Genomic DNA, 20343 nt, shown 5'->3' on the forward strand with positions numbered 1-20343 from the left:
CTGGCGATCACCGATATATAACGACATTAAACGCAATAAAACGGCGATTTCAACGCGCCGCCGGCGCATCGGCGGACTCGACCGCGCCGAAACGCAGCCGCGCGAAGCTGGCCAGGCTGGCCAGCGCGGCGCACAGGCCGCCCAGCCACAGCGCCATCACCGCGCCATGGGTGCTCGAGACATTGAAGCAGGCGGCCACCAGCGCGGCGCCGCTGGCCTGTCCCAGCAGGCGCACCGTTCCGATCATGCCGCTGGCGCCGCCCGCGCGCGATGGCGGCGCCGAGGTCATGATGGCGCGCAGGTTGGGCGACTGGAAAAAACCGAAGCCGGCGCCGCACAATGCCATGCGCCACGAGATGTCCCATGCGGATGGCGCGGCCGGCAGCAAGGCCAGCGATGCCATGCCCAGGGCCAGCAACGCCAGGCCGACGCCGCCCAGCATGCCGGCCGGATAGCGGTCCGACAGGCGGCCGGCGATGGGCGCCATGAAGGCCACCACGACCGGCCAGGGCGTGATGAGAAAGCCTGTGTGCACCTGCGTGTAGCCGAGCACGGTCTGGAACAGGAATGGCAGCGACACGAAGGCCAGCGCCTGCGCCGCGAACGCGCATACGGCGGTGGCCGCCGACAGCGCGAACAGCGGCCGGCGCAACAGGTCCACCGCCAGGATGGGCGCGGGATGGCCGGCCTGGCGCCGCATCAGCAGCCACAGGCTGGCGGCCGCCAGGCCCCATTCCAGCGTGACGCGCTGCCACGGCGCGCTGTGCGCCAGTTCGTTCGACCCCAGCACGAACAGTCCCAGCGTCAACGCGCACAGCGCGGCGGCCAGCCCGTCGAAACCGTGCGGCGCGCGCGTCGTGGGGGGCAGGCCGCGCAGGCCCAGCGCCATGGCCAGCAGGCCGATAGGCACGTTGACCAGGAACAGCCAATGCCATGATCCCAGCAGCAGGATGGTGGAGGCCGCCGTCGGGCCGGCCGCGAAGGACAGTCCCACCACCATGGCGTTCAGGCCCATGCCCCGTCCCAGCACCGGCGCGGGATAGATGAAGCGCAGCAGCGCCGCGTTCACGCTCATGACGCCGGCCGCGCCCAGCCCCTGCAGGATGCGCGCGGCCACCAGCACAGGCAGGGTGGGCGCCAGTCCACAGGCCAGCGACGCCAGCGTGAACACCACGATGCCGACCATGTAGACGCGGCGGTGCCCGAGGATCTCGCCGAGCGCGGCTGCCGGCAGCAGGCCGGCGACCATCGCCAGCTGGTAGCCGCTGATGACCCAGATCGAGCCCGCGTCGCTGGCCCGCAGGTCGCGCGCGATGGTGGGCAGCGCGGTGTTGGCGATGGCGGTGTCCAGGCTGGCCATGCAGACCGCCAGCATCACGGCCAGCAAGGCGCCCAGGCGTTCGGAGGCCGGCAGGCCCTGGCCTGCGGGGTGGATGGTGTTGCGTGAGAAGGAGAACATGAGATGCCGTGGCCTGGCGCCGGGGCAAGGGGGGCGCCGGCTGTGGGGAAGCGTCGATTCTAGTGCGACATGTCGATTCAACGCTTCGTCAGCCAGCTCTGCACGGATTTTCCGTCACGCGTGGCCTTGCGCGCCTGGCTGATAATCGGCCGCGCCCGGGGAAATACACCGACATCGTCACGGCCACCATCACATTCTGACAGCCGTCGGTGCCGGCCGCTACAAAGATTCCGGTTCGCGGCGCAGCGAAAATCCCTGCGCTTCGTTCATGGCCAGGTAGCTGACATTGCGCGACACCACCGGCGGTTTGTCGCCGGCATGCAGGGCGCGCAATTCGTCCAGCACCATTTTGTCGGCCAGGGTCATGCGGTCGATCATGCGCAGGTATTGCATCCAGCTTTCCACCAGGAAGACTTCGCGCCATACGCCCTCGCGCTCCAGGTCGCGGAACAGCTGCCATTGCTGCGCGCCATTGCGCAGTCGCAGCAGGCGCAACGGCCGCGCCGCATCGATCAGGGCGGTCAGCTTTTCCTTGGGGATCAGGTATTCCACCGCCACCAGCACCGCGCCGTGCTGGGTGTTGAAGCCGGCCGCCGACAGCGCCGGTTCGGTGGCGTCGGCGCGCGCCAGCGATTGGGTGTTGACCTGTTCGGGCAGGCGCGAGCGGTACAGCAGGGCGACGGTGATGGCAAGCATCACGCCGGCCGCCGACAGCGCGCCGGACACGCCCATGGTGCCCGCGAAATGGCCCCACATGAACGAGCCGGCCGCCAGGCCGCCGAAGATCGCGGTCTGGTACAGCGCCAGCGAACGCGCCTTGACCCAGTCGGGCACCAGCATCTGCACCGTGGTGTTGTAGGTGGCCAGCACGCCGATCCAGCAGGCGCCGGACAGCAGCAGCGCCGGAAACGCCAGCCACAGCGTGTCGGTCAGCCCCAGCACCAGCAGGCAGGCGGCCAGCAGGCCGGCCGCGACGCTCACCAGGCCGCTGGCGCCCCAGGCTGCTTGCAGCCGCCGCACCACGGCGCTACCCAGGATGGCGCCCACGCCCAGCGCGCCCAGCATGTAGCCGTACAGCAGCGCGTCGCCCTGCTCGTGGGCGTAGGCCAGCAGCGGCAGCAGCGCCCACAGGGCGCTGGCCGACAGGCCGAAGGCGAAGGCGCGCAGCATCACCACCCGCGTCACGGTGGAATGCTGGGTATAGCGCAGCGCCGCCACCACGCCCTCGAACAGCCGCTCCGGCGGCAGCCGCCGCGCCGGCACGTCGCGGCGCCAGCGCCAGATGGCCCAGATCAGGCTGCCGTAGCAGACACAGTTCAGCAGAAACACGGTGGGCGCGCCGGCGGCGCCCAGCAGCAGGCCGCCGATCGCCGGCCCGACTGCGCGCGCCACGTTGTAGTTGACGCTGTTGAGCAGCACCGCGCTGCCGATGTGCTCGCGCGGCACCTGCTCGCCCACCGCCGCCTGCCAGGCGGGCGTGACGATGGCGCTGCCGATGGCGATGCAGAAGACCGAGATGATCAGGGTGATCGGATGCAGCAGGCCGATATACGCCAGTATCGTGATGAAGATGCCGCCGGCCAGTTCCAGCAGCATGCCGACCAGCATGACCTTGCGGCGGTCGTAGTTGTCCGCCAGCACGCCGGTCAGGATCGACAGCGCCACCAGCGGAAAGGCCGCGGCCACCTGGATCATGGCGACCATCAGCGGGCTGCTCTGTTCGGTGGTGATGACCCAGGCGGCGGCCACCGATTGCGCCCAGGTGCCGAGGTTGGCGAACAGGTTGGCGATCCAGATGATGCGGAACGCCGGGAACGCGAAGGGGGAGAGCGTGCTGACCCGCAGGACGGGTTGAGGGGGCGCGGCGGACGTGCCCGGCGATGTGGGGGGAAGATCGTTGTTGGCCGAAACGGGCTGGAGCATGGAGGCCTCTGTGATCACCCGGACATGGCGGGCGGGGGCCGTCCAATGGTACGCCTATTAGGGGTCCGGGTTAAGACGAGGCAGCCGCGGGACGAGGCAGCCGCGGCGCGCGGCCTGCGCGCCGCGGCGGGAACTAGGGCTTGGGCCGGGCCGGGGGCGGGTAGGCCTGGTTCAGGTACTCGACGATCAGCGGCACCTGTTCGGCCGGGATCGGCGCGCCGTAGGTGCCGACCATCTTCTTGACCTCGGCGTCCCAGAAGCCCGGCGGCATGGGCGGTTGCGACGAAATGTAGTCGACCGAGTGGCACATCAGGCACAGGGTGGCGCCCTGGGCGCCGGGACCGGCGCCGGGGTGCAGGGTGGCGGTTTCCTGCGGCAGCTGGATGTCCAGGGCCAGCGCGGGAACGCAGGCGCCGGCGGCGGCCAGGGCCAGGACGAGGCGGGCGAGTCGGATCATGGCGCTCTCCTCAGGCGGCGTCGACGCGCACGGTTTCGACCACGTTGCGCATGTAGCCGGCCGGATTCCACAGCGCCTCCAGCGGTTGGGTGTCGCCGGCCATGTTGGTGGCGCGCGCCTTCAACTGATAGACGCCGGCCTGCGCGGGGGTGAAGTCGGCGTGCCATTCGCGGAAGGAATAGCGGCCCAGGTCGCGGCCCAGCGTGGCGGCACGCCAGGTCTTGCCGCCGTCGGCCGAGAATTGCACGTCGCGGATGCCGCGGCCGCCATCGAAGGCGATGCCGCGCACCTGCACTCGCCGGCCCTTGGCCACGCGGGCGCCGTCGGCCAGGCTGGTGATGAAGCTGCGCACGTTGTAGCGTCCGATCGGACGGGTCTTTTCCGGCGCCTTGCCCGCCGGCGTGCAGGCGCAGTCGTTGTCGGGAATGCGGTAGGCCTTCTGCATCCAGAAGCCGTCGAACTCCTTGTCCAGCACCTTGATGTCGGCCAGGTGCTTGACCCAGTAGGTGCCGTAGTAGCCGGGCACCACCAGCCGCACCGGATAACCGTTGAGCATGGGCAGGTCGGCGCCGTTCATGGCGTACGCAAGCATCACCTCGCCATCGAGCGCGTGGGCCGCGTCCAGCGCCTTGACGAACTCCGGCGTGCCCTGCAGCACCGGCCGGTCCAGCCCCTCGAACGTCACCTGGCGCGCGCCGGCCTGGATGCCGGCCTTTTCCAGCACGCGCTTGAGCGGGATGCCGAGCCAGCGCGCGTTGCCCATGGCGCCGTTGCCCAGCTGGCCACCGCCCACCCGCGGCTCGAAGAAGCCGCGGCTGTTGCCGGAACATTGGGTCACCGCCACCAGTTCGACCGGCGCGCCGAACTGCTGCTTCAGGTCGGCCAGCGACAATTCCAGCGGCTTGGAGACCAGCCCGCCCACGCGCAGCCGGTAGGCGGCGGGGTCGATGGCCGTGGGGATGTTGCCCAGGTGGTAGCGCACGAAGAAGGCGTCGTTGGGCGTGATCAGGTCTTCGTTGAAAACCGCGAACGGGGTTTCCAGCTGCGGCGGCCGCGAGGTCTGGCGGATCAGCGGGCGCTTCTGCGGATAGGCGATCAGGTCGCGCTCGCCGTTGGCGAAAGGCAGGGTGACGGTGGCCGGGGCCGCCAGGCTGGTGAGGGCGTGGCCGGCCAGCGTGCCGGTCGCGCCCAGGGTACAGGCCTGGCGCAGGAAGCGTCGGCGCCCATCCGGATCGAATGCGCTCATGCTTGTCTCCTCTTGTTTTCTAGTACCCTCGCCTGCGGCGCGGTCGAATCAGGCTACGCCCGTCGACCTGACAAATGCGTTAACAGTTGCGTCGACCGTTCCAATAACCGTGTTTTCCGCGCCACGGGCGCATGGCATCGCGATGAGACTGACTTTCAACCGGCCGGCCTTCGCCGCGCTGCTGGCCGTGACCGCCGTGGAGGCGCTGATCGCCACCCTGGGCAAGCCCTACCCGCTGTTGCGCGGCTTCGTGGGCGACGTGGTGGCGGTGGGCTGGGCCTATCTGGTGTACCGCAGCTTCATCCGCGCCGGCGTACTGCCATTGGCCATTGCGGCGTTGTTGACCGGCTACGGGGTCGAACTGGGCCAGTATCTGGCGCGCCACTATGGCTGGCGCCTGGAGCAGCCGGTGCTGCGGGTGATCCTGGGCAGCGTGCCCGACTGGTGGGACATGCTGGCCTACACGCTGGGTTTCCTGCTGGTGCTGTTGCTGGCCGGCGCGCGCCGCATGCGGAGCCCGGGCGCGGGCCCCATTCAAAACACCTGAAAACGCGCGGCGCCCGGCCCATCATTGCGAGCGCCGCGGCTCTGTCGCGCGCCCGGCACGGCGCGCCGCAACGCGGCGCATGCCGATTCAGCCAGCCTGGCCGACCGGGGCGCTGTCTCCGCCCTGCCCGGCGGGCTTGGCCTGCGGGCGCAGACGCGCGTTGCGGAACGGGGCCAGGCATTCGGCCCATGACGAAGGGAACAAGGGGGTGGCATGGCGCACCGCATCGCGGCGGGCGTAGTGCGCCAGCAGCTGCTGGCCGATCGGGGCGTCTCCCAGGGGGGGGCGGGTGTTCATGGTATTTCCGAATTGCATTGAAATTGTATTCATTGTACCAGGGTAAACCCTGATCTCCAATCCGCCCGGGTTGATCCAAGTCGTTGATATCAGAGGGACGGTCCCTTTTGGTTTCGACGGCAACGGGAATACCCTAGTCGATGAAAACGGTAGACGGTATACAATGTTCTGCATCGGTCGAGGTTTTCGGCCGGCCCCTCCCTCACAGACCTGGAGCGCGTCATGGCAGAACTGATGAACCGAGATGAATTCCGCACCGCGTTGGAAAACGCGATCAAGGGCAAGAGCGCCAATGCCTCGCCTTTTTCCATTGCCTGGGCCGAAGGCAAGCTCAGCCGGGAGCACCTGTCGCGCTGGGCCGAGAACCACTATCACTACGTCGGCCCGTTCGCCGACTACCTGGGCTATCTGTACGCCCGCACGCCCGACACCTACACCGAGGCCAAGGACTTCCTGCTGGCCAACATGTACGAAGAGGAGATCGGCGGCGACCGCCATACCGACCTGCTGATCCGCTTCGCCGAGGCCTGCGGCACCACCCGCGAGCGGGTCACCAACCCCGACAACATGTCGCCCACCACCCGCGCCCTGCAAAGCTGGTGCTACGCGGTGGCCATGCGCGAAGACCCCATCGTGGCGGTGGCCGGCCTGGTGGTGGGCCTGGAATCGCAGGTGCCGTCGATCTATCGCAAGCAGACCCCGACCCTGCGCGAGAAATACGGCTTCACCGACGAGGAGGTCGAGTTCTTCGACCTGCACATCGTGTCCGACGAAATCCATGGCGAACGCGGCTACCAGATCGTGCTGGAGCACGCCAACACGGTCGAGCTGCAGCAGCGCTGCCTGAAGATCTGCGAGATCGGCGCGCAGATGCGGCTGCTGTACACCACCGCGCTCTATACCGACTACGTGCAGCAGGAAATCGCGCTGCCCGAGCTGGGCCTGGCGGCCTGAGCGCCCGCGCCCGCGCTTGCGGCGCCACCCGCGCATGGCGCGGGCCGGCTGCCGCGGCGCTTCACTGGATGACCGATACATGCCTACCGTCACATTTCACAAAGGCGGCCAGACCTACACCGGCGAGGTGCCGGACAACGCCAACCTGGTGGTGCGCGCCGGCATCCGGCAGTTCCCGTTCCCGCACCTGCGCTACGAGTGCGGCATGGGCAAGTGCGCCAAGTGCGCCTGCCGCGTGCTGGCGGGGGCCGAGCACCTGCCGCCGGTGAACTGGAAGGAAAAGAAGCAGCTGGGCGAGCGCATCGACGCCGGCTACCGCCTGGCCTGCCAGTTGTGGCTCGGCCACGATATCGAGCTGGCGCAGGACGTCGAGGTGGCGCCAGCGCGCGAGCCCGCGGCCGCGCTCGAGCAACCCTGACGCCCGCGCCGGGCGTCCCGCGGCGCCAACACGCCCTGGCCCCGGCGCCCAACCCGATGCAAAGGAACCGCGCATGACCCGCGACGCGAATGACGCCGTGTTCGTGATCCTGACGTCCAAGCCCGGCGTGTACCGCACCGAGGTGGACGCGCAGGCCGAGATCGTCGAGACCTACGACTACGCCTGCGACGGCAGGACCCGCGCGGTGTTCAGCATTGCCCGCCTGCGAGGGCCGGCGCGACTGCTGGTCACCGAGGAGACCCCGCCCTACATCGTCAACCGCGTGCCGTCCAAGTTCCTGGAGTCGTTCGCCTCGCTGGCGGCGGCGCGCCGCGAGCTGGCGCACCTGAGCCGCTTCGGCAGCATGCAAACCACCCTGACGCGGCGTCCCGGCCCCGTCGCCGCGGAGCACTGAGCAGCATGGTCAACATCACGTTTCTATCGAATGGCGGCAAGGTGGCCAGCGCGCCCGAGAACAGCAATCTGCTGCGGGTGTCGCTGAAGGAACAGGGCGGCATTCCGTTCAAGTGCGGCGGCGGCCTGTGCGGCACCTGCAAATGCCGCATCGAACAGGGGCTGGAGAACACCGACGCCATCAAGCCCAAGGAACGCAAGCATCTGCGGCCCGAGGATTTCGAGGCCGGCTACCGCATGGCCTGCCAGACTTTCGTGCTGGGCGACGTGGCGGTGTCGTGGGTGGTGCGCGACGGCAAGGGCGTGGTGGTGGACGACGCCGGCCAGGCGACGCCCGTGGCGCCCTGAGCGGGTTGCGGCCGGGGCCGCGCTCAGGCGGCCGACGAATGCGCCTGGCGCGTCTCGGTGTAGGCCTTGGCGGCGTTGTGCACGTGCTGGCTGGCCAGCAGCGCGGCCAGGTCGCCATTGCCGGCGATGACGGCGTTCAGGATCTGCGAGTGCTCGTCCCAGTTCTGCTTGGCGCGGTGCATGTTGCTGGGCGCGAACAGCAGCGCCGTGCGGTCGCGCAGCGAGCGCATCAGGTCGGTCAGCACCACGTTGCCGCCGATGGTGGCCAGCATCTCGTGGAACTGCGAATTCAGCGCCAGGAACTTGTCCAGCTGCTCGCCGCGCGCGGCCTCGGTGCCTTCGCGCAGAAAGGCCTGCAGGCGCTCGACGGTCTTGTCGTCGCGCCGCTGCGCCGCCAGCTTGGCGTTCAGGCCTTCCAGCGTGGCGCGGACCTCGACCATGTCGTAGGCGACCGCGTCCGACAGCACCGACACCGAGGCGCCGCGGCGCGGCTCGATGGTGACCAGCCCTTCGGCGGCCAGCGCCCGCAGCGCTTCGCGCACCGGGATGCGCGACACGCCCATCTCTTCCGACAGGCGTCCTTCGACCAGGCGGTCGCCGGGGGTGAATTCGCCGCTGAGGATGCGCTCGCGCAGCTTGTCGCGGATGACCGCGAACAACTGCGGATGCTGCTCGCCGATCTTCAGCGGGGCAGATTGCGGCGTGTCTACGGCTTGCGAGCTGACGGGCGTGGTGGTCATGGCGAGCAGGTCTGGCGGAATGGATACAGTCTGCATTGTATTACCGGGATGGGCGGTGGCGGACGCAAGCGGGTTCAACCGGCCCACAGCGCCTTGCCGATCACTCCCAGCGCGCCCACGGCGCAGGCGCCCAGCAGCACGGCGCGCACCGCGCGTGGCGGCAACCGGTGGCGCAGGCGGCCCGACACGGCGAAGCCGGCCAGCAGGAACGGCGCCAGGCTGAGCGCCAGGCCGGCGTGGTAACCGGTGTAGCGCCGCGCCCAGGCCAGCATGGCCAGCGAAAAGAGCGACCCCAGGAACAGCACCATGCCCAGCGTGGCGCGTAGCCGTGGCGGTTCGGCGTGTTGCAGCACCAGGGCGATGGGCGGGGCGCCGACCGAGGTCATGGTGCCCATGATGCCGGACGCCACGCCGGCGCCCGAGACCCGGCCGGGCGTGGCCGCAAAGCGCAGCCCGGCCGCGCTGAGCGCGACCGCGGCCAGGATCAGCGCGGCGAACAGCAGGCCCAGCGTCTGCGGCGCGAAGCGGGCCATGGCGTAGATGGCGATCAGGGTGCCGGCGGCGCGCCCGGTCAGCGCATAGGCGACGGCCCGCCAGTCGATGGCGGCGCGTTCGCGCAGCGCGGTCAGCAGCGAGATGAAGCCGCCCAGCGTCAGCAGGGGGCCGGGGGCGAGCTGGGGAAAGCACAGCGCCGCCACCGGCGCGGCGAACATGGCGAAGCCGATGCCGCCCACGCCCTGCGCCAGCGCGGCGCCGAACACCACCGCCGCCATGGCGGCGTAATGCCAGAGATCGGGTAGGGAAGCCATCATGCCGTATTCGCTTTTTTTGTATACGGTAGTCTATTGAAATATCGGCGATGCACCAAACCGGGGCTTGCGCCCTAACTTAATGCACTGATTTTTCTCGAATATTCATGGAAATTTCAGGATTATCGCTTTCCCTAGGCGCTGCATATTTCGGTTGGTATGGCAGCAAACGAAATATAGTATACCGAAGTGGCGACCCAACAGCCACGTCGACAAGGGGAATAGCGCATGCAATCGGACGTCGTGCTCAACGCCGCTCACTGGATGTACCTGATCAGCGTCGCCGCGATCATCCTGACGATGATCCTGCGCGCCAACGTGGTGGTGCCGTCGGTGATCGGCACTTTCCTGGTGGTGCTGGCCATCACCGGCAACCCGATCAGCGCGCTGATCGGCATCTTCTCGGCCAGCTTCGTGGCCGCCAAAGAGCTTTTCAACATCTTCCTGGTCATCACCTTCATGACGGCCCTGCTCAACGCGCTCAAGACGCTGCAGGCGGACGTGCGCATGGTGCAGCCGTTCCGGCGGGTGATGCGCGGCGGGCACTCGTCGTTTCTCATCATCGCCCTCTGTACCTACGTGATCTCGCTGTTCTTCTGGCCAACGCCGGCAGTGCCGCTGGTGTCGGCGATCCTGCTGCCCGCGGCCATCGCGGCCGGACTGCCGCCGCTGGCCGGCGCCATGGCGATCGCCATCGCCGGCCAGGGCATGGCGCTGTCTTCGGATTACGTGATCGGCGTGGCGCCGGGCATCAGCGCCAAGGCCGCCGGCGCCGCCGTCAGCGCCGCGGTGGTGGCGGACCGGGCGCTGGTGCTGTCGCTGATCACCGGCGCGGTGGCGCTGACCGCCGCCTACCTGCTGATCCGCAAGCACATCGTGCCGGCCGATACGGCGCTGCTGTCGGCCTGGCAGGCGCGGGCGCAGGACGGCAGCCTGGCCGAGATCGAGCATTCCGGCTCGTTCGACAAGGCCGAGCTGGCGCGCGGCACCATGGGCGCCAATCCGGCGCTGCCGCGCGGGCCGGGGCTGGACGAGGAGGAGCGGCGCCGGGTGCGCTGGTCGCGGGTGTTCGCGGTGGTGACGCCGCTGGCGTTCCTGGGCGTGATCGCGGTGATGGTGCTGCCGCGCCTGTTCCCGGCGCTGCCCGCGCTGCGCGGCGGCGACGCGGCCGCGCTGGTGGGCGGCGTGGCCTTCGTGGTGATGATGCTGGTGACGCTGGCCGCCGAAGGGCCGCGCAGGATGCTGGACGTGTGCCCCGAGCACGTGACCGACGGCTTCGTGTTCGCTTTCAAGGCAATGGGTTCGGTGCTGCCGATCGCGGGCTTCTTCTTCGTCGGCGCCAACGAGACCGCGGCGCAGATCCTGGGCGTGCCGCAGGCGCAGGCGCCGGGCCTGCTGTTCGAAGTGATCTCGGCGGGCCAGCACCTGATCCCCGAGAACCACTTCCTGGTGGCGTTCGGCGTGCTGCTGGTGGGGATGATCACCGGCATCGACGGCTCGGGCTTCGCCGGCCTGCCGCTGACCGGCACGCTGTCGGGCGCGCTGGGGCCGGTGGTGGGCGTGGATCCGGCGACGCTGGCGGCAGTGGGCCAGATGGGCGCGGTGTGGACCGGCGGCGGCACGCTGATCGCCTGGTCCTCGCTGATCGCGGTGGCCGGGTTCGCGCGGGTGCACGTGCTGTCGCTGGTGCGGGCGCTGCTGCTGCCGGTGGTGCTGGCGTTGTTCGTGTCCACGATCTGCGCGGTGCTGATCTGGCATTGACGCCGGTTCGGGTTTACATGGATCGAACCATTTAGATTAAAGTATACAATGTTCAGAAATTACCTCAGACGGCCAATTTCCGGGCATCCCGGCCAGCCCGGCAAAGGAAGGACTTCCGTGGACGAGCTTTCGCAGCAGGAATTTCTGAATCACATCGGGGGCGAATGGGTCGCCTGCGCCTCGGGCGCGACAGCGCCGAACCTGAACCCGGCCGACAGCGCCGACGTGGTGGGACGCTTCCAGCAATCGGACGCCGCCGACGGCGCCCGCGCCGTGGCGGCGGCCGCCGCTGCCTTTCCCGCCTGGCGCGACACACCGATCTCCAAGCGCGCCGCCATCCTGTTCCGCGCCGCCCAGCTGCTGGAGGACCGCGCCGACAGCGTGGCACGCGAACTGACCCGCGAGGAAGGCAAGGGGCTGGCGCTGGCGCGCGACGAAGTCCTGCGTTCGGCCCAGACCATCCGCTTCTACGCGGTGGAGGGCCAGTCGTTCACCGGCGAGACCTTCGTCAACGACGATCCCGACATGGTGGTCTACAGCCAGCGCGAGCCGCTGGGGGTGGTGACGGTGATCTCGCCGTGGAACTTCCCGATCTCGATCCCGGCCCGCAAGATCGCGCCGGCGCTCATCACGGGCAACACGGTGGTGTTCAAGCCCTCGTCCGATGCGCCGCTGACCGGCTACCGGCTCACCGAGGCCTTCGTCGAGGCGGGCCTGCCGCCGGGCGTGCTGAATTTCGTGACCGGGCCGGCCTCGAAGGTGGGCCAGGCCATCACCACGGCGGCGGCGGTGCGCGCCATTTCCTTCACCGGCTCGACAGCCGCCGGCGAGCAGATCCACCGCGGCGCCGGCCTGACCACGCGCACGCAGATGGAGCTGGGCGGCAAGAACCCGCTGATCGTGCTGGCCGACGCCGACCTGGATCGCGCGGTGGAGCTGGCGGTCAAGGGCGGCTTTTCGCTCAGCGGCCAGGCCTGCACCGGCACCAGCCGCCTGCTGGTCGATCGCAAGGTGCTGGCGGCGTTCACCGACAAGCTGCTGGCGCGCATGCGCAAGCTGACCATCGGCAACGGCCTGGAAGGCAATTTCGACCTGGGACCGCTGGCCACGCGTAAACAACTCGACACGGTGCTGAGCTACATCGCGCTGGGCAAGCAGGAAGCCACCCACCTGATCGGCGGCGAGCGCCTGGACGGTCCGGGCTTCGAGCGCGGCTATTACGTGACGCCGGCCCTGTTCACGGACGTGACACAGCAGATGCGGATCGCGCGCGAAGAAATCTTCGGCCCCGTGCTGGCGCTGATCGCGGTGGACGGCTACGACGAGGCCATCGCTTGCGCCAACGACACCGAATACGGCCTGTCCGCGGCCATCGCCACCAGCGACGCGCGCTACGCCCACCGCTTCGCCCGCGACATCCAGGCCGGCACCGTCAAGATCAACCGCACCACCACGGGCAATCTCATCAACGCGCCGTTCGGCGGCCTGAAAAGCTCCAGCACGTCGACGTTCCGTGAATCGGGCCGGGTCGGGCTGGAGTTCTACACGCAGATCAAGACCGTCTACCGCGCCGGCTGACGGCGCCTTCGGAGAAAAGACATGAAGCAGATTTATCGCCTGGAACTGGAAGAAGCGCGTCTCATGGTGCGCGCCGCCATCGCCCGCTCGGAACAGATCGGCGTGCTGGAATCGGTGTGCATCGTCGACGACGGCGGCTATCCGATCGCGCTGGAACGCATGGACGGCGCTCGCATCACGGGCCCGCAGATCGCCTGGAACAAGGCCTTCACCGCATCCGGGCACAAGCGCTCGACGCACCTGTTCACCACGCCGCCCAATGGGCCGGCGCTACCCGGCAACGAAGCCTTCGGCATCCAATGGAGCTTCGAAGGCAAGTTCGCCGCGTTCGTGGGCGGCTTTCCCATCGTGGTCAACGACGAGGTCATCGGCGGCGTCGGCCTGAGCGGCGGCAACGGCGAGCAGGATACCCAGGCCGGCCTGGCCGCGCTGGGGGCGCTGGCCGAAATGCTGGAGCCGCGCGGCCTGACGGTGCTGGTGCAGGCGGACATCAAGAAATAGGCGCTGTCGTCATGGCATACCGTGTCCAGATCCTCGAGACCGGGCAGGCTTTCATGGTCGCGCCGGATGAATCCGTATTGCAGGCGGCCGAGCGCGCCTCGGTGCGGCTGCTGCACGAATGTACCTTCGGAGGCTGCGGCACCTGCCGTATCAAGCTGGCCGAAGGGGCGGTCGACTACGAAGAATTCCCCATGGCGCTGACGCCGGAAGAGGCGGCCCAGGGCTATGCGCTGGCCTGCCAGGCGCGGCCGCGCAGCGATCTGTGCATCAGCATCGCCAACCCGCGCCAATTCGCCGAGCCGCGGCGCCTGGACGCCACCGTGCACCGCATCGCCGCGCTGTGCGACGACGTCATCCACCTGACGCTGGCGCTGCCGCCGGACACGCCGCTGGACTACGCGCCGGGCCAGTACATGAACGTGGTGTTGCCCGACGGCGCCACCCGCAGCTTCTCGATGGCCTCGGCGCCCGCCGGCAACCTGGTGGATTTCCACGTGCGCCGCATTCCGGGCGGCCGCTACACCGACCAGTGGCTGGGACAGGCGCGGCCGGGCGCGGCGCTGGAGATCGAGGCGCCGCTGGGTGTGTTCAGCTATCACGAGGAAGATTGGCGGCCGATGATCATGATGGCCACGGGCACCGGCATTGCGCCGATCAAGGCGATCCTGGAATCGCTGCTGGACAATGACGACTGCCCGCCGGTGACGCTCTACTGGGGCATGCGAACCGAGGCCGACCTGTATCTGCGCGAGCAGATCGAAGGCTGGGCTGGCCGGCTGTACGAGTTCAATTTCGTGCCGGTGCTGTCGCGCGCGGGAGCCGACTGGCGGGGCCGGCGCGGCCATGTGCAACAGGCTGTGCTGGCGGACCACGGCGACCTGTCCGAACATGCCTTCTACCTGTGCGGCGCGCCGGCGATGGTCAGCGAGGCGACCACGCTGCTGGCGGGGCGTGGCGCCAGCCTCGATCACGTCTACGCCGACAGCTTCACCTTCCAGCACGCGCCAGCCACGGCGGCGATGCCGTAGGGCGGGCTCGCGCGGCGATCCCTAGCGGAACACCAACACCGGCAGCCTGGTGCGCGCCAGCACGCGCTGGGTCTCGCTGCCGAGCAGGAAGCCCGTCATGCCGTGGCGGCCGTGCGAACCCATCACGATCAGGTCGCAGCCGCGTTGCTGCGCCGTGTCGACGATGGCTTCGTGCGGGTGGTCGTTGACCACCACGGCCGTCTCGCACGGCACCAACGCGTGGCGCGCCTCGGTTTCCAGGCCTTCCAGGTAGCCGGTGGCGTTCTTGCGCGCCTGGTCGGTGTGCTGGGGTTGGTGGGCGCCCAGCATTTCCGCCTGGTAGACCGTCAGGTGGTCTTCCGGGATGGCGCGCAGCAGGGTGATGGCGGCGTTCATTTCCTTGGCGAAAACGAGCGCCTTTTTGAAGGCCGATTCGGACAGCAGGGAGCCGTCCACGGCGATGAGCAGATGCCTGTACATGTTGCGTCTCCTTTGAGAAAAGGAACGTCCAGCAAGGGCGAATCCAGTATAGGCCCGCCCCTGCCCGCAATCCAGTACCGCGTTCGGATGACTGTCTGGCGCCGCCCGCGCCCGCCCTGTCAGGCGCGGCGACGCAGGGTTTCCCCTTCCCCGTCCAGGCCGCGCGGCAGCGCTTCGATCAGGCTGCGCGTGTAGGGATGGCGGGCCTCGCGCCACAGGGTGGCGTTGGGGCCTTCCTCGACGATGCGGCCGGCGTGCATCACCAGCACCCGGTCGGCCAGGTAGTGCACCACCGACAGGTCGTGCGAGATGAACAGGTACGACAGGTTGAACTCGGCCTTCAGGTCGACCAGCAGGTTCAGGATCTGCGCCTGCACCGATACGTCCAGCGCCGACACCGGTTCATCGCAGATCACCAGCGACGGCCGCAGCACCAGGGCGCGGGCGATGCCGATGCGCTGGCGCTGGCCGCCCGAGAACTCGCTGGGGTAGCGCGCCAGGGCGCTCTGCGGCAGGCCGACCGCGTCCAGCATGTGGGCGATGCGGCGGCGCCGTTCCTGGCGATCGGCCACGCGGTGGATGCGCAGCGCCGATTCCAGGATGTCGTTGACCGTGTGGCGCGGGTTGAGCGAGGCGTAGGGGTCCTGGAAGATCATCTGCACGCTCTGGCGGTAGGCGGCCAGGCCGCGCCGGTCCAGGCGCGACGTGTCCTGGCCGCGCAGCAGGACCTGTCCGGCGGCGGGGGCCAGCAGCCGCACCAGGGTGCGTGACAGGGTGGATTTGCCACAGCCGGATTCCCCCACCAGGCCCAGCGTTTCGCCAGGCGCGATCTGGAACGACACGCCGTCCACCGCGTGCTTGGCGCCCTGGGACGTGGCGTAGTCGACACGCAGGTCGCGCACCTGCATCAAGGGCAGGGGATGAGGATCGCCGGCGGTCGGGTCATTGGCCGCGGCCACGCGCGGGGGCGTCACCAAGCCGAATATGGGCCGCCCCGAGGCCGGATCGAGCCGCGAGCGGATTTCCGGCAGGCGTCGCTGGCGATAGTGGGTAGCGTCGTCCAGCCGCAGGGAGGCGCCCAGCAGGCCGCGGGTGTAGGGGTGGCGCGGTCGCGACAGCAACGTGGCGGCAGCGCCTTCCTCGACTTTCTCGCCGCCCACCATCACCGCCACTCGGTCGGCCCAGTCGCCCACCACCGCCAGGTCGTGAGTAATCAGCAGCAGGCCCATGCCGAGTTCCGATCGCAGGTCGTCCAGCAGCCGCAATATCTGCGCCTGCACCGTCACATCGAGGGCGGTGGTGGGTTCGTCGGCCACCAGCAGCGCGGGTTCGCAGGCGATGGCGGCGGCGATCATGGCGCGCTGGCGCTGGCCGCCCGACAGCAGGTGGGGGTAGTCGTCGACGCGCCGCTGCGGCTCGGGCACGCGCACCAGGTCCAGCAGTTCGATCGCGCGTTGCCGCGCGGCCCGGGCCGAGGCGCCGCGATGCAGGCGCAGGGCTTCGCCGATCTGCTGGCCCAGCGTCAGCACCGGGTTCAGGCTCGTCATCGGTTCCTGGAAGATCATGGCGATGCGGTCGCCGCGCAGGGCGCAGCGTTGGCGCTCGGACAGCGCCAGCAGGTCGCGGCCCTCGAACAGGATGCGGCCGCTGGCGCGGGCGTGGCGCGGCAGCAGGCCCAGCAGCGCCAACGCGGTGGTGGACTTGCCGCAACCGGATTCGCCCACCAGCGCCAGGGTCTCGCCGGCGGCGATGCGCAGGTCCAGCGCGCTGACGGCCTGATGGCCGGGGAAGGCCACGTTCAGCCCTTGGATGTCGATCAGTGTGCTCATGGGGAGGCGGTCGGTAGCGGGGCGGCGGGCGCCACGGCGGCGCGCCGCCGCAGCTTGGGATTGAGCGCGTCGTTGACGGCGTCGCTCAACAGGTTCAGGGCAAGCACGGCCGCCATGATGGTCAGGCCCGGCAGGGCGGTCATGTACCAGGCGGTGCGCAGCGCCTCGCGCCCGGCCCCGACCATGCTGCCCCAGCTGACCACGTTTGGGTCGCCCAGCCCCAGAAACGACAGGCCGGCCTCGGACAGGATGGCGTTGGCCACCAGAACGGCGGTGGTCACGATGATGGGCGGCAGGGCGTTGGGCAGGATTTCGCGGAAGATGATGCGGGCGTGGCCGGCGCCCAGCGCCTGCGCGGCGCGCACGAATTCGCGTTGGCGCAGGGTGATGAACTCGCCGCGGGTCAGGCGCGCGATGCCGGTCCAGGAGGTCACGCCCAGCGCGAAGATGATGGTCGACAGCGACGGCCCCAGGATCGCCACCAGCACGATCGCCAGCAGGAAAGACGGCACCGTCTGGAACAGTTCGGTCAGGCGCATCAGCACCGCGTCCACGCGCGGCCCGGCGTAGCCGGCAATGGCGCCCACCAGCAGCCCCAGCGCCAGCGCGATGGCGGCGGAGGCGCCGCCCACCAGCAGCGAGACTCGGGCGCCGTGGAACAGGCCGGCCAGGATGTCGCGGCCCATCAGGTCGGTGCCGGCCGGAAATTCCGCGTCGGTTCCGGGCCAGGTGAAGGGCGCGCCGACCATTTCCAGCGGGTCGCCCGGATACAGCCAGCCGGCCGTGGCGGCGGCGGCCACCAGCAACACCAGCACAGCCGCGCCGATGGCGGCGGAAGGCGCCCGCAACAGGCGCGCCAGGAACGTCAAGGCGTGCTTCATGCTTTCCTCACGCGCGGGTCGAGCAGGCCATAGCAGGCATCCACGGCGATGTTCATCACCGCCACCAGCGCCGCGCTCATCAGCAGGATGCCCAGCAGCAGGTTGACGTCGCGGCTGGCGATGGCCTCGAACGACAGTTGCCCCAGGCCGGGCCAGGCGAACACGGTCTCGACCACGATGCTGCCGCCCAGCAGCGCGCTGCTCTGCAGGCCGAGCATGGTGACCACCGGCAGGATGGCGTTGCGCAGCGCGTGGCGCCAGACCACCCGGCCCTCCCTGTTGCCGCGGGCGCGGGCGGTGCGGATGTAGTCTTCCTGCAGCGTCTCGATCATGGACGCGCGCGACAGCCGCGCGTAGATGGCGACGTAATAGATCGCCACCGTGGCCACCGGCAGCACCAGGTGCCGCGCGTAGTCCAGCCACAGCGCGCCGCCGGTATGGGCGGCGCCGACGTCGCGGATGCCGCCGACCGGCAGCCAGTCCAGGTGCACGCCAAAGCCGACGATCAGCATCAACGCGGTCCAGAACATCGGCGCCGAATAGCCCGCCGTGGCCAGGCCCGACAGCAGCGTGTCCAGCAGCCCGTGCGGCCGCCGTGCCGCCAGCACGCCCAGCAGCACGCCCAATGCCACCGACAAGGCCAGGCCGGTGCCGATCAGCGCCAGGGTGGCCGGCAGGCGGCCGAAGATCAGGTCGGCCACCGGTTCGCCATAGCGGAACGAATAGCCCAGGTCCAGTGAAGCCAGGCTCTTGAGGTAATAGCCGAGCTGCGCCAGCAGGCCCCGGTCCAGCCCGTAGGCCTGGCGCAGCTCGGCCACGTGGGCGGGAGTGATGCCGCTGTTTTCGGCGGCGATCACGTCCACCAGGTCGCCCGGCACCAGCTTGAGCAGGAAGAAGTTGGCCACTCCGGTGGCGGCCACCACGAACAGGATCTGCAGCAGGTAGCGGACGGGACGGGGCAGGCGCGCAAGCATATCGCCGGCCCCTCAGGCCTTGCCGAGCCAGACGTGGGCGAAGTTGTTGCGCGAGTGCGACGACGCGTCGGTCACGTTGCGCAACTGCTTGTCCCACACGCCGAACCAGCGGAACTCGAACAGGCCGATCAGCGGCAGGTCGCGCTGCGCCAGCCGCTGCAGCTCGTTGTACTGCTCGATGCGTTTTTGCGGATCGGTCTCGACCTGGGCCGCCTCGATGACGCGGTCCATTTCAGGATTGTTGTAGCCGGACACGTTGTACCAGGGCGTGCCACGCGCTTCCGCCTTGCTCCAGTAGCGCGTCTCCACGCCCAGCTGCGGGTCGATCAGCACCGTGCCCCACGAACTGATGAGCTGGAAGTTGTAGTCGGTGAAGACGTTGCGCGTCCAGGTGGCCAGGTCCAGGCCGCGCAGCGTCACGTCGATGCCGATCTTGCGCAGCGCCTGCCGCACGAACTCGCCGGTGCGGCGGTAGTCGTCGCCGAACGGAATGTAGTCGTGCGTCAGCGCGAAGCGCCAGCCGCCGGCGCCGCGCGGGTAGCCGGCTTCGTCCAGCAGTTTCTCGGCCAGCGCCGGGTCGTAGGGATACTGCTGCACGTTGGGGTTGTGATAGGGCTTGACCAGCGACGGCACCGGGCTGACGAAGGGCTCGGCATAGCCGTTCCACACGGTCTTGACCAGCGCCTGCTTGTTGACGGCGTGGGCGATGGCCTGGCGTACCTTCAGGTTCGACAGGATCGGGTCGCGCAGGTTGGTCTCCAGCCACAGCCAGGCGGCAAAGCCGTTGTAGCCGGCGGTGTCCACCGCCAGCTTGGGCAGTTTGGCGAGCCGGGTGGCGTCGGTGAAGGCGACCGGATTGCGCTCGCCATACGAGACCGCGCCCGTCTCCAGCGCGGTGGCGCGACCGGAGACGTCGGGCACGATCTTCCAGACGATGCGGTCCAGGAACGGGCGCTCGGGCTGCCAGTAGTGCTCATTGCGTTCGAGCACGATGTAGTTGCCGCGGTTCCATTCCTTGAAGACGAACGGCCCGGTTCCCACCGGTTTGTTGTTGTACGGATTGTTCTGGATGTCGGTGCCTTCGAACAGGTGGCGCGGCAGGATCGGCGCGCCCAGCGAGTCGATGGCGTTCAGCGCCACTGGCGTGGGCTGCGACAGGTGCAGCACCACGGTGTGGTCGTCGGGCGTCTCGATCCGCTGCAGGTACTGGAACACGCGGCGCGCGCTGGGCGCGTGCTTGAGCCAGACCTCTTCGGCCGACCATTTCACGTCGGCGGCGGTGAAGGGCTTGCCGTCGTGCCATAGCACGCCCTGGCGCAGCTTGAAGGTGAGGGTCTTGCCGTCTTCCGACACGCTCCAGCTTTCCGCCAGGACCGGCCGCGGCTTCAGGTCGGGGCCGTATTCCACCAGGCCGTCGAAGATCTTGCTCGCGACCGCGCCGGTAGGGGTGGAGGAGTTCAGGTAGAAAGCCAGCGTGGGCGGCTCGGGGTGCACCACCGCGTTCAGCACGCCGCCCTTGACCGCGCCGTCCAGCGTGTTCGGCAGGCTCTGCGTGTCGGCATGGGCGGGCGCCATGATCACGTTGGGAAAGAGGGCGCCGACGCCCATCAGCGCGCCGGCGCCCATCAGCCAGCGGCGCAGGGGGTTGACGGTATCCTGCGGCGCGTCGGTCTCGTGCGCCGGGGGCAAGGGCTGGGTCATGCGGATTCCTTCGGTCGTA

General features: G+C 69.1%; 21 protein-coding genes. 9 read left to right on the plus strand and 12 right to left on the minus strand.

Going from position 1 to position 20343, the window contains the following annotated elements; translation table 11 throughout:
* Nucleotides 1-49: 49 nt before the first annotated feature.
* The 4 genes from AC6CR5_RS21715 to sorA all read right to left on the minus strand — a co-directional run bounded on the left by AC6CR5_RS21715 (nucleotide 50) and on the right by sorA (nucleotide 5085).
* Nucleotides 50-1459 (minus strand): MFS transporter, encoded by a 1410-nt coding sequence (locus AC6CR5_RS21715; RefSeq protein WP_054446001.1) that lies wholly within the window; start codon nucleotides 1457-1459, stop codon nucleotides 50-52.
* Nucleotides 1460-1678: 219 nt separating this feature from the next.
* Complete coding sequence (locus AC6CR5_RS21720) at nucleotides 1679-3382, minus strand: MFS transporter (protein ID WP_024067489.1); 1704 nt, start codon at nucleotides 3380-3382, stop codon at nucleotides 1679-1681.
* Nucleotides 3383-3515: 133 nt separating this feature from the next.
* Nucleotides 3516-3839 (minus strand): SorB family sulfite dehydrogenase c-type cytochrome subunit, encoded by a 324-nt coding sequence (sorB, locus tag AC6CR5_RS21725; RefSeq protein WP_024067490.1) that lies wholly within the window; start codon nucleotides 3837-3839, stop codon nucleotides 3516-3518.
* Nucleotides 3840-3849: 10 nt separating this feature from the next.
* Nucleotides 3850-5085: a SorA family sulfite dehydrogenase catalytic subunit gene (sorA, locus tag AC6CR5_RS21730; protein WP_024067491.1), complete on the minus strand. Its 1236-nt coding sequence runs from the start codon at nucleotides 5083-5085 to the stop codon at nucleotides 3850-3852.
* 142 nt (nucleotides 5086-5227) lie between these two features.
* On the opposite strand from sorA, the gene AC6CR5_RS21735 reads away from it, so the two are divergent.
* Complete coding sequence (locus tag AC6CR5_RS21735; protein WP_150101875.1) at nucleotides 5228-5632, plus strand: DUF2809 domain-containing protein; 405 nt, start codon at nucleotides 5228-5230, stop codon at nucleotides 5630-5632.
* Nucleotides 5633-5719: 87 nt separating this feature from the next.
* Here the strand turns inward: AC6CR5_RS21735 and AC6CR5_RS21740 are convergent, their stop codons facing one another.
* On the minus strand, nucleotides 5720-5929 hold the full coding sequence (locus AC6CR5_RS21740) for a hypothetical protein (RefSeq protein ID WP_498084945.1): 210 nt from the start codon (nucleotides 5927-5929) through the stop codon (nucleotides 5720-5722).
* Nucleotides 5930-6151: 222 nt separating this feature from the next.
* Between AC6CR5_RS21740 and AC6CR5_RS21745 the strand changes: the two genes are divergently transcribed.
* The 4 genes from AC6CR5_RS21745 to AC6CR5_RS21760 all read left to right on the plus strand — a co-directional run bounded on the left by AC6CR5_RS21745 (nucleotide 6152) and on the right by AC6CR5_RS21760 (nucleotide 8063).
* Entirely contained in the window at nucleotides 6152-6883 is a 732-nt protein-coding gene (locus AC6CR5_RS21745) for an iron-containing redox enzyme family protein (RefSeq protein WP_006387284.1), read from the plus strand.
* A gap of 79 nt (nucleotides 6884-6962) precedes the next feature.
* Nucleotides 6963-7301, plus strand: a complete 339-nt coding sequence (locus AC6CR5_RS21750) for a 2Fe-2S iron-sulfur cluster-binding protein (RefSeq protein ID WP_006387285.1) — start codon at nucleotides 6963-6965, stop codon at nucleotides 7299-7301.
* Nucleotides 7302-7374: 73 nt separating this feature from the next.
* Nucleotides 7375-7716 (plus strand): hypothetical protein, encoded by a 342-nt coding sequence (locus AC6CR5_RS21755; RefSeq protein WP_006387286.1) that lies wholly within the window; start codon nucleotides 7375-7377, stop codon nucleotides 7714-7716.
* Nucleotides 7713-8063 carry a 2Fe-2S iron-sulfur cluster-binding protein gene (locus tag AC6CR5_RS21760; protein ID WP_026383712.1) on the plus strand — a complete coding sequence of 117 codons (351 nt, stop codon included), beginning with the start codon at nucleotides 7713-7715 and terminating at the stop codon, nucleotides 8061-8063. Before AC6CR5_RS21755 ends, AC6CR5_RS21760 begins: the two co-directional genes overlap by 4 nt.
* A 23-nt stretch (nucleotides 8064-8086) precedes the next feature.
* Here AC6CR5_RS21760 and AC6CR5_RS21765 read toward each other — a convergent pair whose 3' ends face one another.
* Nucleotides 8087-8803 (minus strand): GntR family transcriptional regulator, encoded by a 717-nt coding sequence (locus tag AC6CR5_RS21765; RefSeq protein WP_026383713.1) that lies wholly within the window; start codon nucleotides 8801-8803, stop codon nucleotides 8087-8089.
* A 74-nt stretch (nucleotides 8804-8877) separates the two neighbouring features.
* Nucleotides 8878-9615, minus strand: a complete 738-nt coding sequence (locus tag AC6CR5_RS21770) for a sulfite exporter TauE/SafE family protein (protein ID WP_020925518.1) — start codon at nucleotides 9613-9615, stop codon at nucleotides 8878-8880.
* 225 nt (nucleotides 9616-9840) lie between these two features.
* On the opposite strand from AC6CR5_RS21770, the gene AC6CR5_RS21775 reads away from it, so the two are divergent.
* The 4 genes from AC6CR5_RS21775 to AC6CR5_RS21790 all read left to right on the plus strand — a co-directional run bounded on the left by AC6CR5_RS21775 (nucleotide 9841) and on the right by AC6CR5_RS21790 (nucleotide 14480).
* Complete coding sequence (locus AC6CR5_RS21775; protein ID WP_498084946.1) at nucleotides 9841-11373, plus strand: hypothetical protein; 1533 nt, start codon at nucleotides 9841-9843, stop codon at nucleotides 11371-11373.
* A gap of 117 nt (nucleotides 11374-11490) precedes the next feature.
* Nucleotides 11491-12951, plus strand: a complete 1461-nt coding sequence (locus AC6CR5_RS21780) for an aldehyde dehydrogenase family protein (protein WP_020925515.1) — start codon at nucleotides 11491-11493, stop codon at nucleotides 12949-12951.
* Between the two features lie 21 nt (nucleotides 12952-12972).
* Nucleotides 12973-13452 (plus strand): GlcG/HbpS family heme-binding protein, encoded by a 480-nt coding sequence (locus tag AC6CR5_RS21785; RefSeq protein ID WP_020925514.1) that lies wholly within the window; start codon nucleotides 12973-12975, stop codon nucleotides 13450-13452.
* Between the two features lie 11 nt (nucleotides 13453-13463).
* The gene (locus AC6CR5_RS21790) at nucleotides 13464-14480 is read left to right on the plus strand and encodes a 2Fe-2S iron-sulfur cluster-binding protein (RefSeq protein WP_498084947.1); all 1017 of its coding nucleotides are present in this window, start codon (nucleotides 13464-13466) and stop codon (nucleotides 14478-14480) included.
* Between the two features lie 21 nt (nucleotides 14481-14501).
* Here the strand turns inward: AC6CR5_RS21790 and AC6CR5_RS21795 are convergent, their stop codons facing one another.
* The 5 genes from AC6CR5_RS21795 to AC6CR5_RS21815 all read right to left on the minus strand — a co-directional run bounded on the left by AC6CR5_RS21795 (nucleotide 14502) and on the right by AC6CR5_RS21815 (nucleotide 20324).
* Nucleotides 14502-14939, minus strand: a complete 438-nt coding sequence (locus tag AC6CR5_RS21795; RefSeq protein ID WP_024067497.1) for a universal stress protein — start codon at nucleotides 14937-14939, stop codon at nucleotides 14502-14504.
* Between the two features lie 119 nt (nucleotides 14940-15058).
* Nucleotides 15059-16768 (minus strand): ABC transporter ATP-binding protein, encoded by a 1710-nt coding sequence (locus tag AC6CR5_RS21800; RefSeq protein ID WP_054441344.1) that lies wholly within the window; start codon nucleotides 16766-16768, stop codon nucleotides 15059-15061.
* Nucleotides 16765-17649, minus strand: coding sequence for an ABC transporter permease (locus tag AC6CR5_RS21805; protein ID WP_020925510.1), 885 nt, complete (start codon nucleotides 17647-17649; stop codon nucleotides 16765-16767). Before AC6CR5_RS21805 ends, AC6CR5_RS21800 begins: the two co-directional genes overlap by 4 nt.
* Entirely contained in the window at nucleotides 17646-18623 is a 978-nt protein-coding gene (locus AC6CR5_RS21810; protein WP_006387297.1) for an ABC transporter permease, read from the minus strand. Before AC6CR5_RS21810 ends, AC6CR5_RS21805 begins: the two co-directional genes overlap by 4 nt.
* A 12-nt stretch (nucleotides 18624-18635) precedes the next feature.
* Nucleotides 18636-20324 (minus strand): ABC transporter substrate-binding protein, encoded by a 1689-nt coding sequence (locus AC6CR5_RS21815; protein ID WP_498084948.1) that lies wholly within the window; start codon nucleotides 20322-20324, stop codon nucleotides 18636-18638.
* Between the last annotated feature and the right edge of the window lie 19 nt (nucleotides 20325-20343).

Source organism: Achromobacter sp. EG18 (genome assembly GCF_059759395.1).

Bases quoted from the DNA above. Each gene is read 5' to 3' on its own strand.
- AC6CR5_RS21755 (WP_006387286.1), top strand. From the start codon at position 7,375: ATGACCCGCGACGCGAATGACGCCGTGTTCGTGATCCTGACGTCCAAG.
- AC6CR5_RS21790 (WP_498084947.1), top strand. From the start codon at position 13,464: ATGGCATACCGTGTCCAGATCCTCGAGACCGGGCAGGCTTTCATGGTC.
- AC6CR5_RS21740 (WP_498084945.1), bottom strand. From the start codon at position 5,929: ATGAACACCCGCCCCCCCCTGGGAGACGCCCCGATCGGCCAGCAGCTG.
- AC6CR5_RS21770 (WP_020925518.1), bottom strand. From the start codon at position 9,615: ATGATGGCTTCCCTACCCGATCTCTGGCATTACGCCGCCATGGCGGCG.
- AC6CR5_RS21810 (WP_006387297.1), bottom strand. From the start codon at position 18,623: ATGCTTGCGCGCCTGCCCCGTCCCGTCCGCTACCTGCTGCAGATCCTG.
- AC6CR5_RS21750 (WP_006387285.1), top strand. From the start codon at position 6,963: ATGCCTACCGTCACATTTCACAAAGGCGGCCAGACCTACACCGGCGAG.
- AC6CR5_RS21775 (WP_498084946.1), top strand. From the start codon at position 9,841: ATGCAATCGGACGTCGTGCTCAACGCCGCTCACTGGATGTACCTGATC.
- AC6CR5_RS21815 (WP_498084948.1), bottom strand. From the start codon at position 20,324: ATGACCCAGCCCTTGCCCCCGGCGCACGAGACCGACGCGCCGCAGGAT.
- sorB (WP_024067490.1), bottom strand. From the start codon at position 3,839: ATGATCCGACTCGCCCGCCTCGTCCTGGCCCTGGCCGCCGCCGGCGCC.
- AC6CR5_RS21735 (WP_150101875.1), top strand. From the start codon at position 5,228: ATGAGACTGACTTTCAACCGGCCGGCCTTCGCCGCGCTGCTGGCCGTG.
- AC6CR5_RS21720 (WP_024067489.1), bottom strand. From the start codon at position 3,382: ATGCTCCAGCCCGTTTCGGCCAACAACGATCTTCCCCCCACATCGCCG.
- AC6CR5_RS21795 (WP_024067497.1), bottom strand. From the start codon at position 14,939: ATGTACAGGCATCTGCTCATCGCCGTGGACGGCTCCCTGCTGTCCGAA.
- AC6CR5_RS21715 (WP_054446001.1), bottom strand. From the start codon at position 1,459: ATGTTCTCCTTCTCACGCAACACCATCCACCCCGCAGGCCAGGGCCTG.
- AC6CR5_RS21785 (WP_020925514.1), top strand. From the start codon at position 12,973: ATGAAGCAGATTTATCGCCTGGAACTGGAAGAAGCGCGTCTCATGGTG.
- AC6CR5_RS21805 (WP_020925510.1), bottom strand. From the start codon at position 17,649: ATGAAGCACGCCTTGACGTTCCTGGCGCGCCTGTTGCGGGCGCCTTCC.
- sorA (WP_024067491.1), bottom strand. From the start codon at position 5,085: ATGAGCGCATTCGATCCGGATGGGCGCCGACGCTTCCTGCGCCAGGCC.
- AC6CR5_RS21745 (WP_006387284.1), top strand. From the start codon at position 6,152: ATGGCAGAACTGATGAACCGAGATGAATTCCGCACCGCGTTGGAAAAC.
- AC6CR5_RS21800 (WP_054441344.1), bottom strand. From the start codon at position 16,768: ATGAGCACACTGATCGACATCCAAGGGCTGAACGTGGCCTTCCCCGGC.
- AC6CR5_RS21765 (WP_026383713.1), bottom strand. From the start codon at position 8,803: ATGACCACCACGCCCGTCAGCTCGCAAGCCGTAGACACGCCGCAATCT.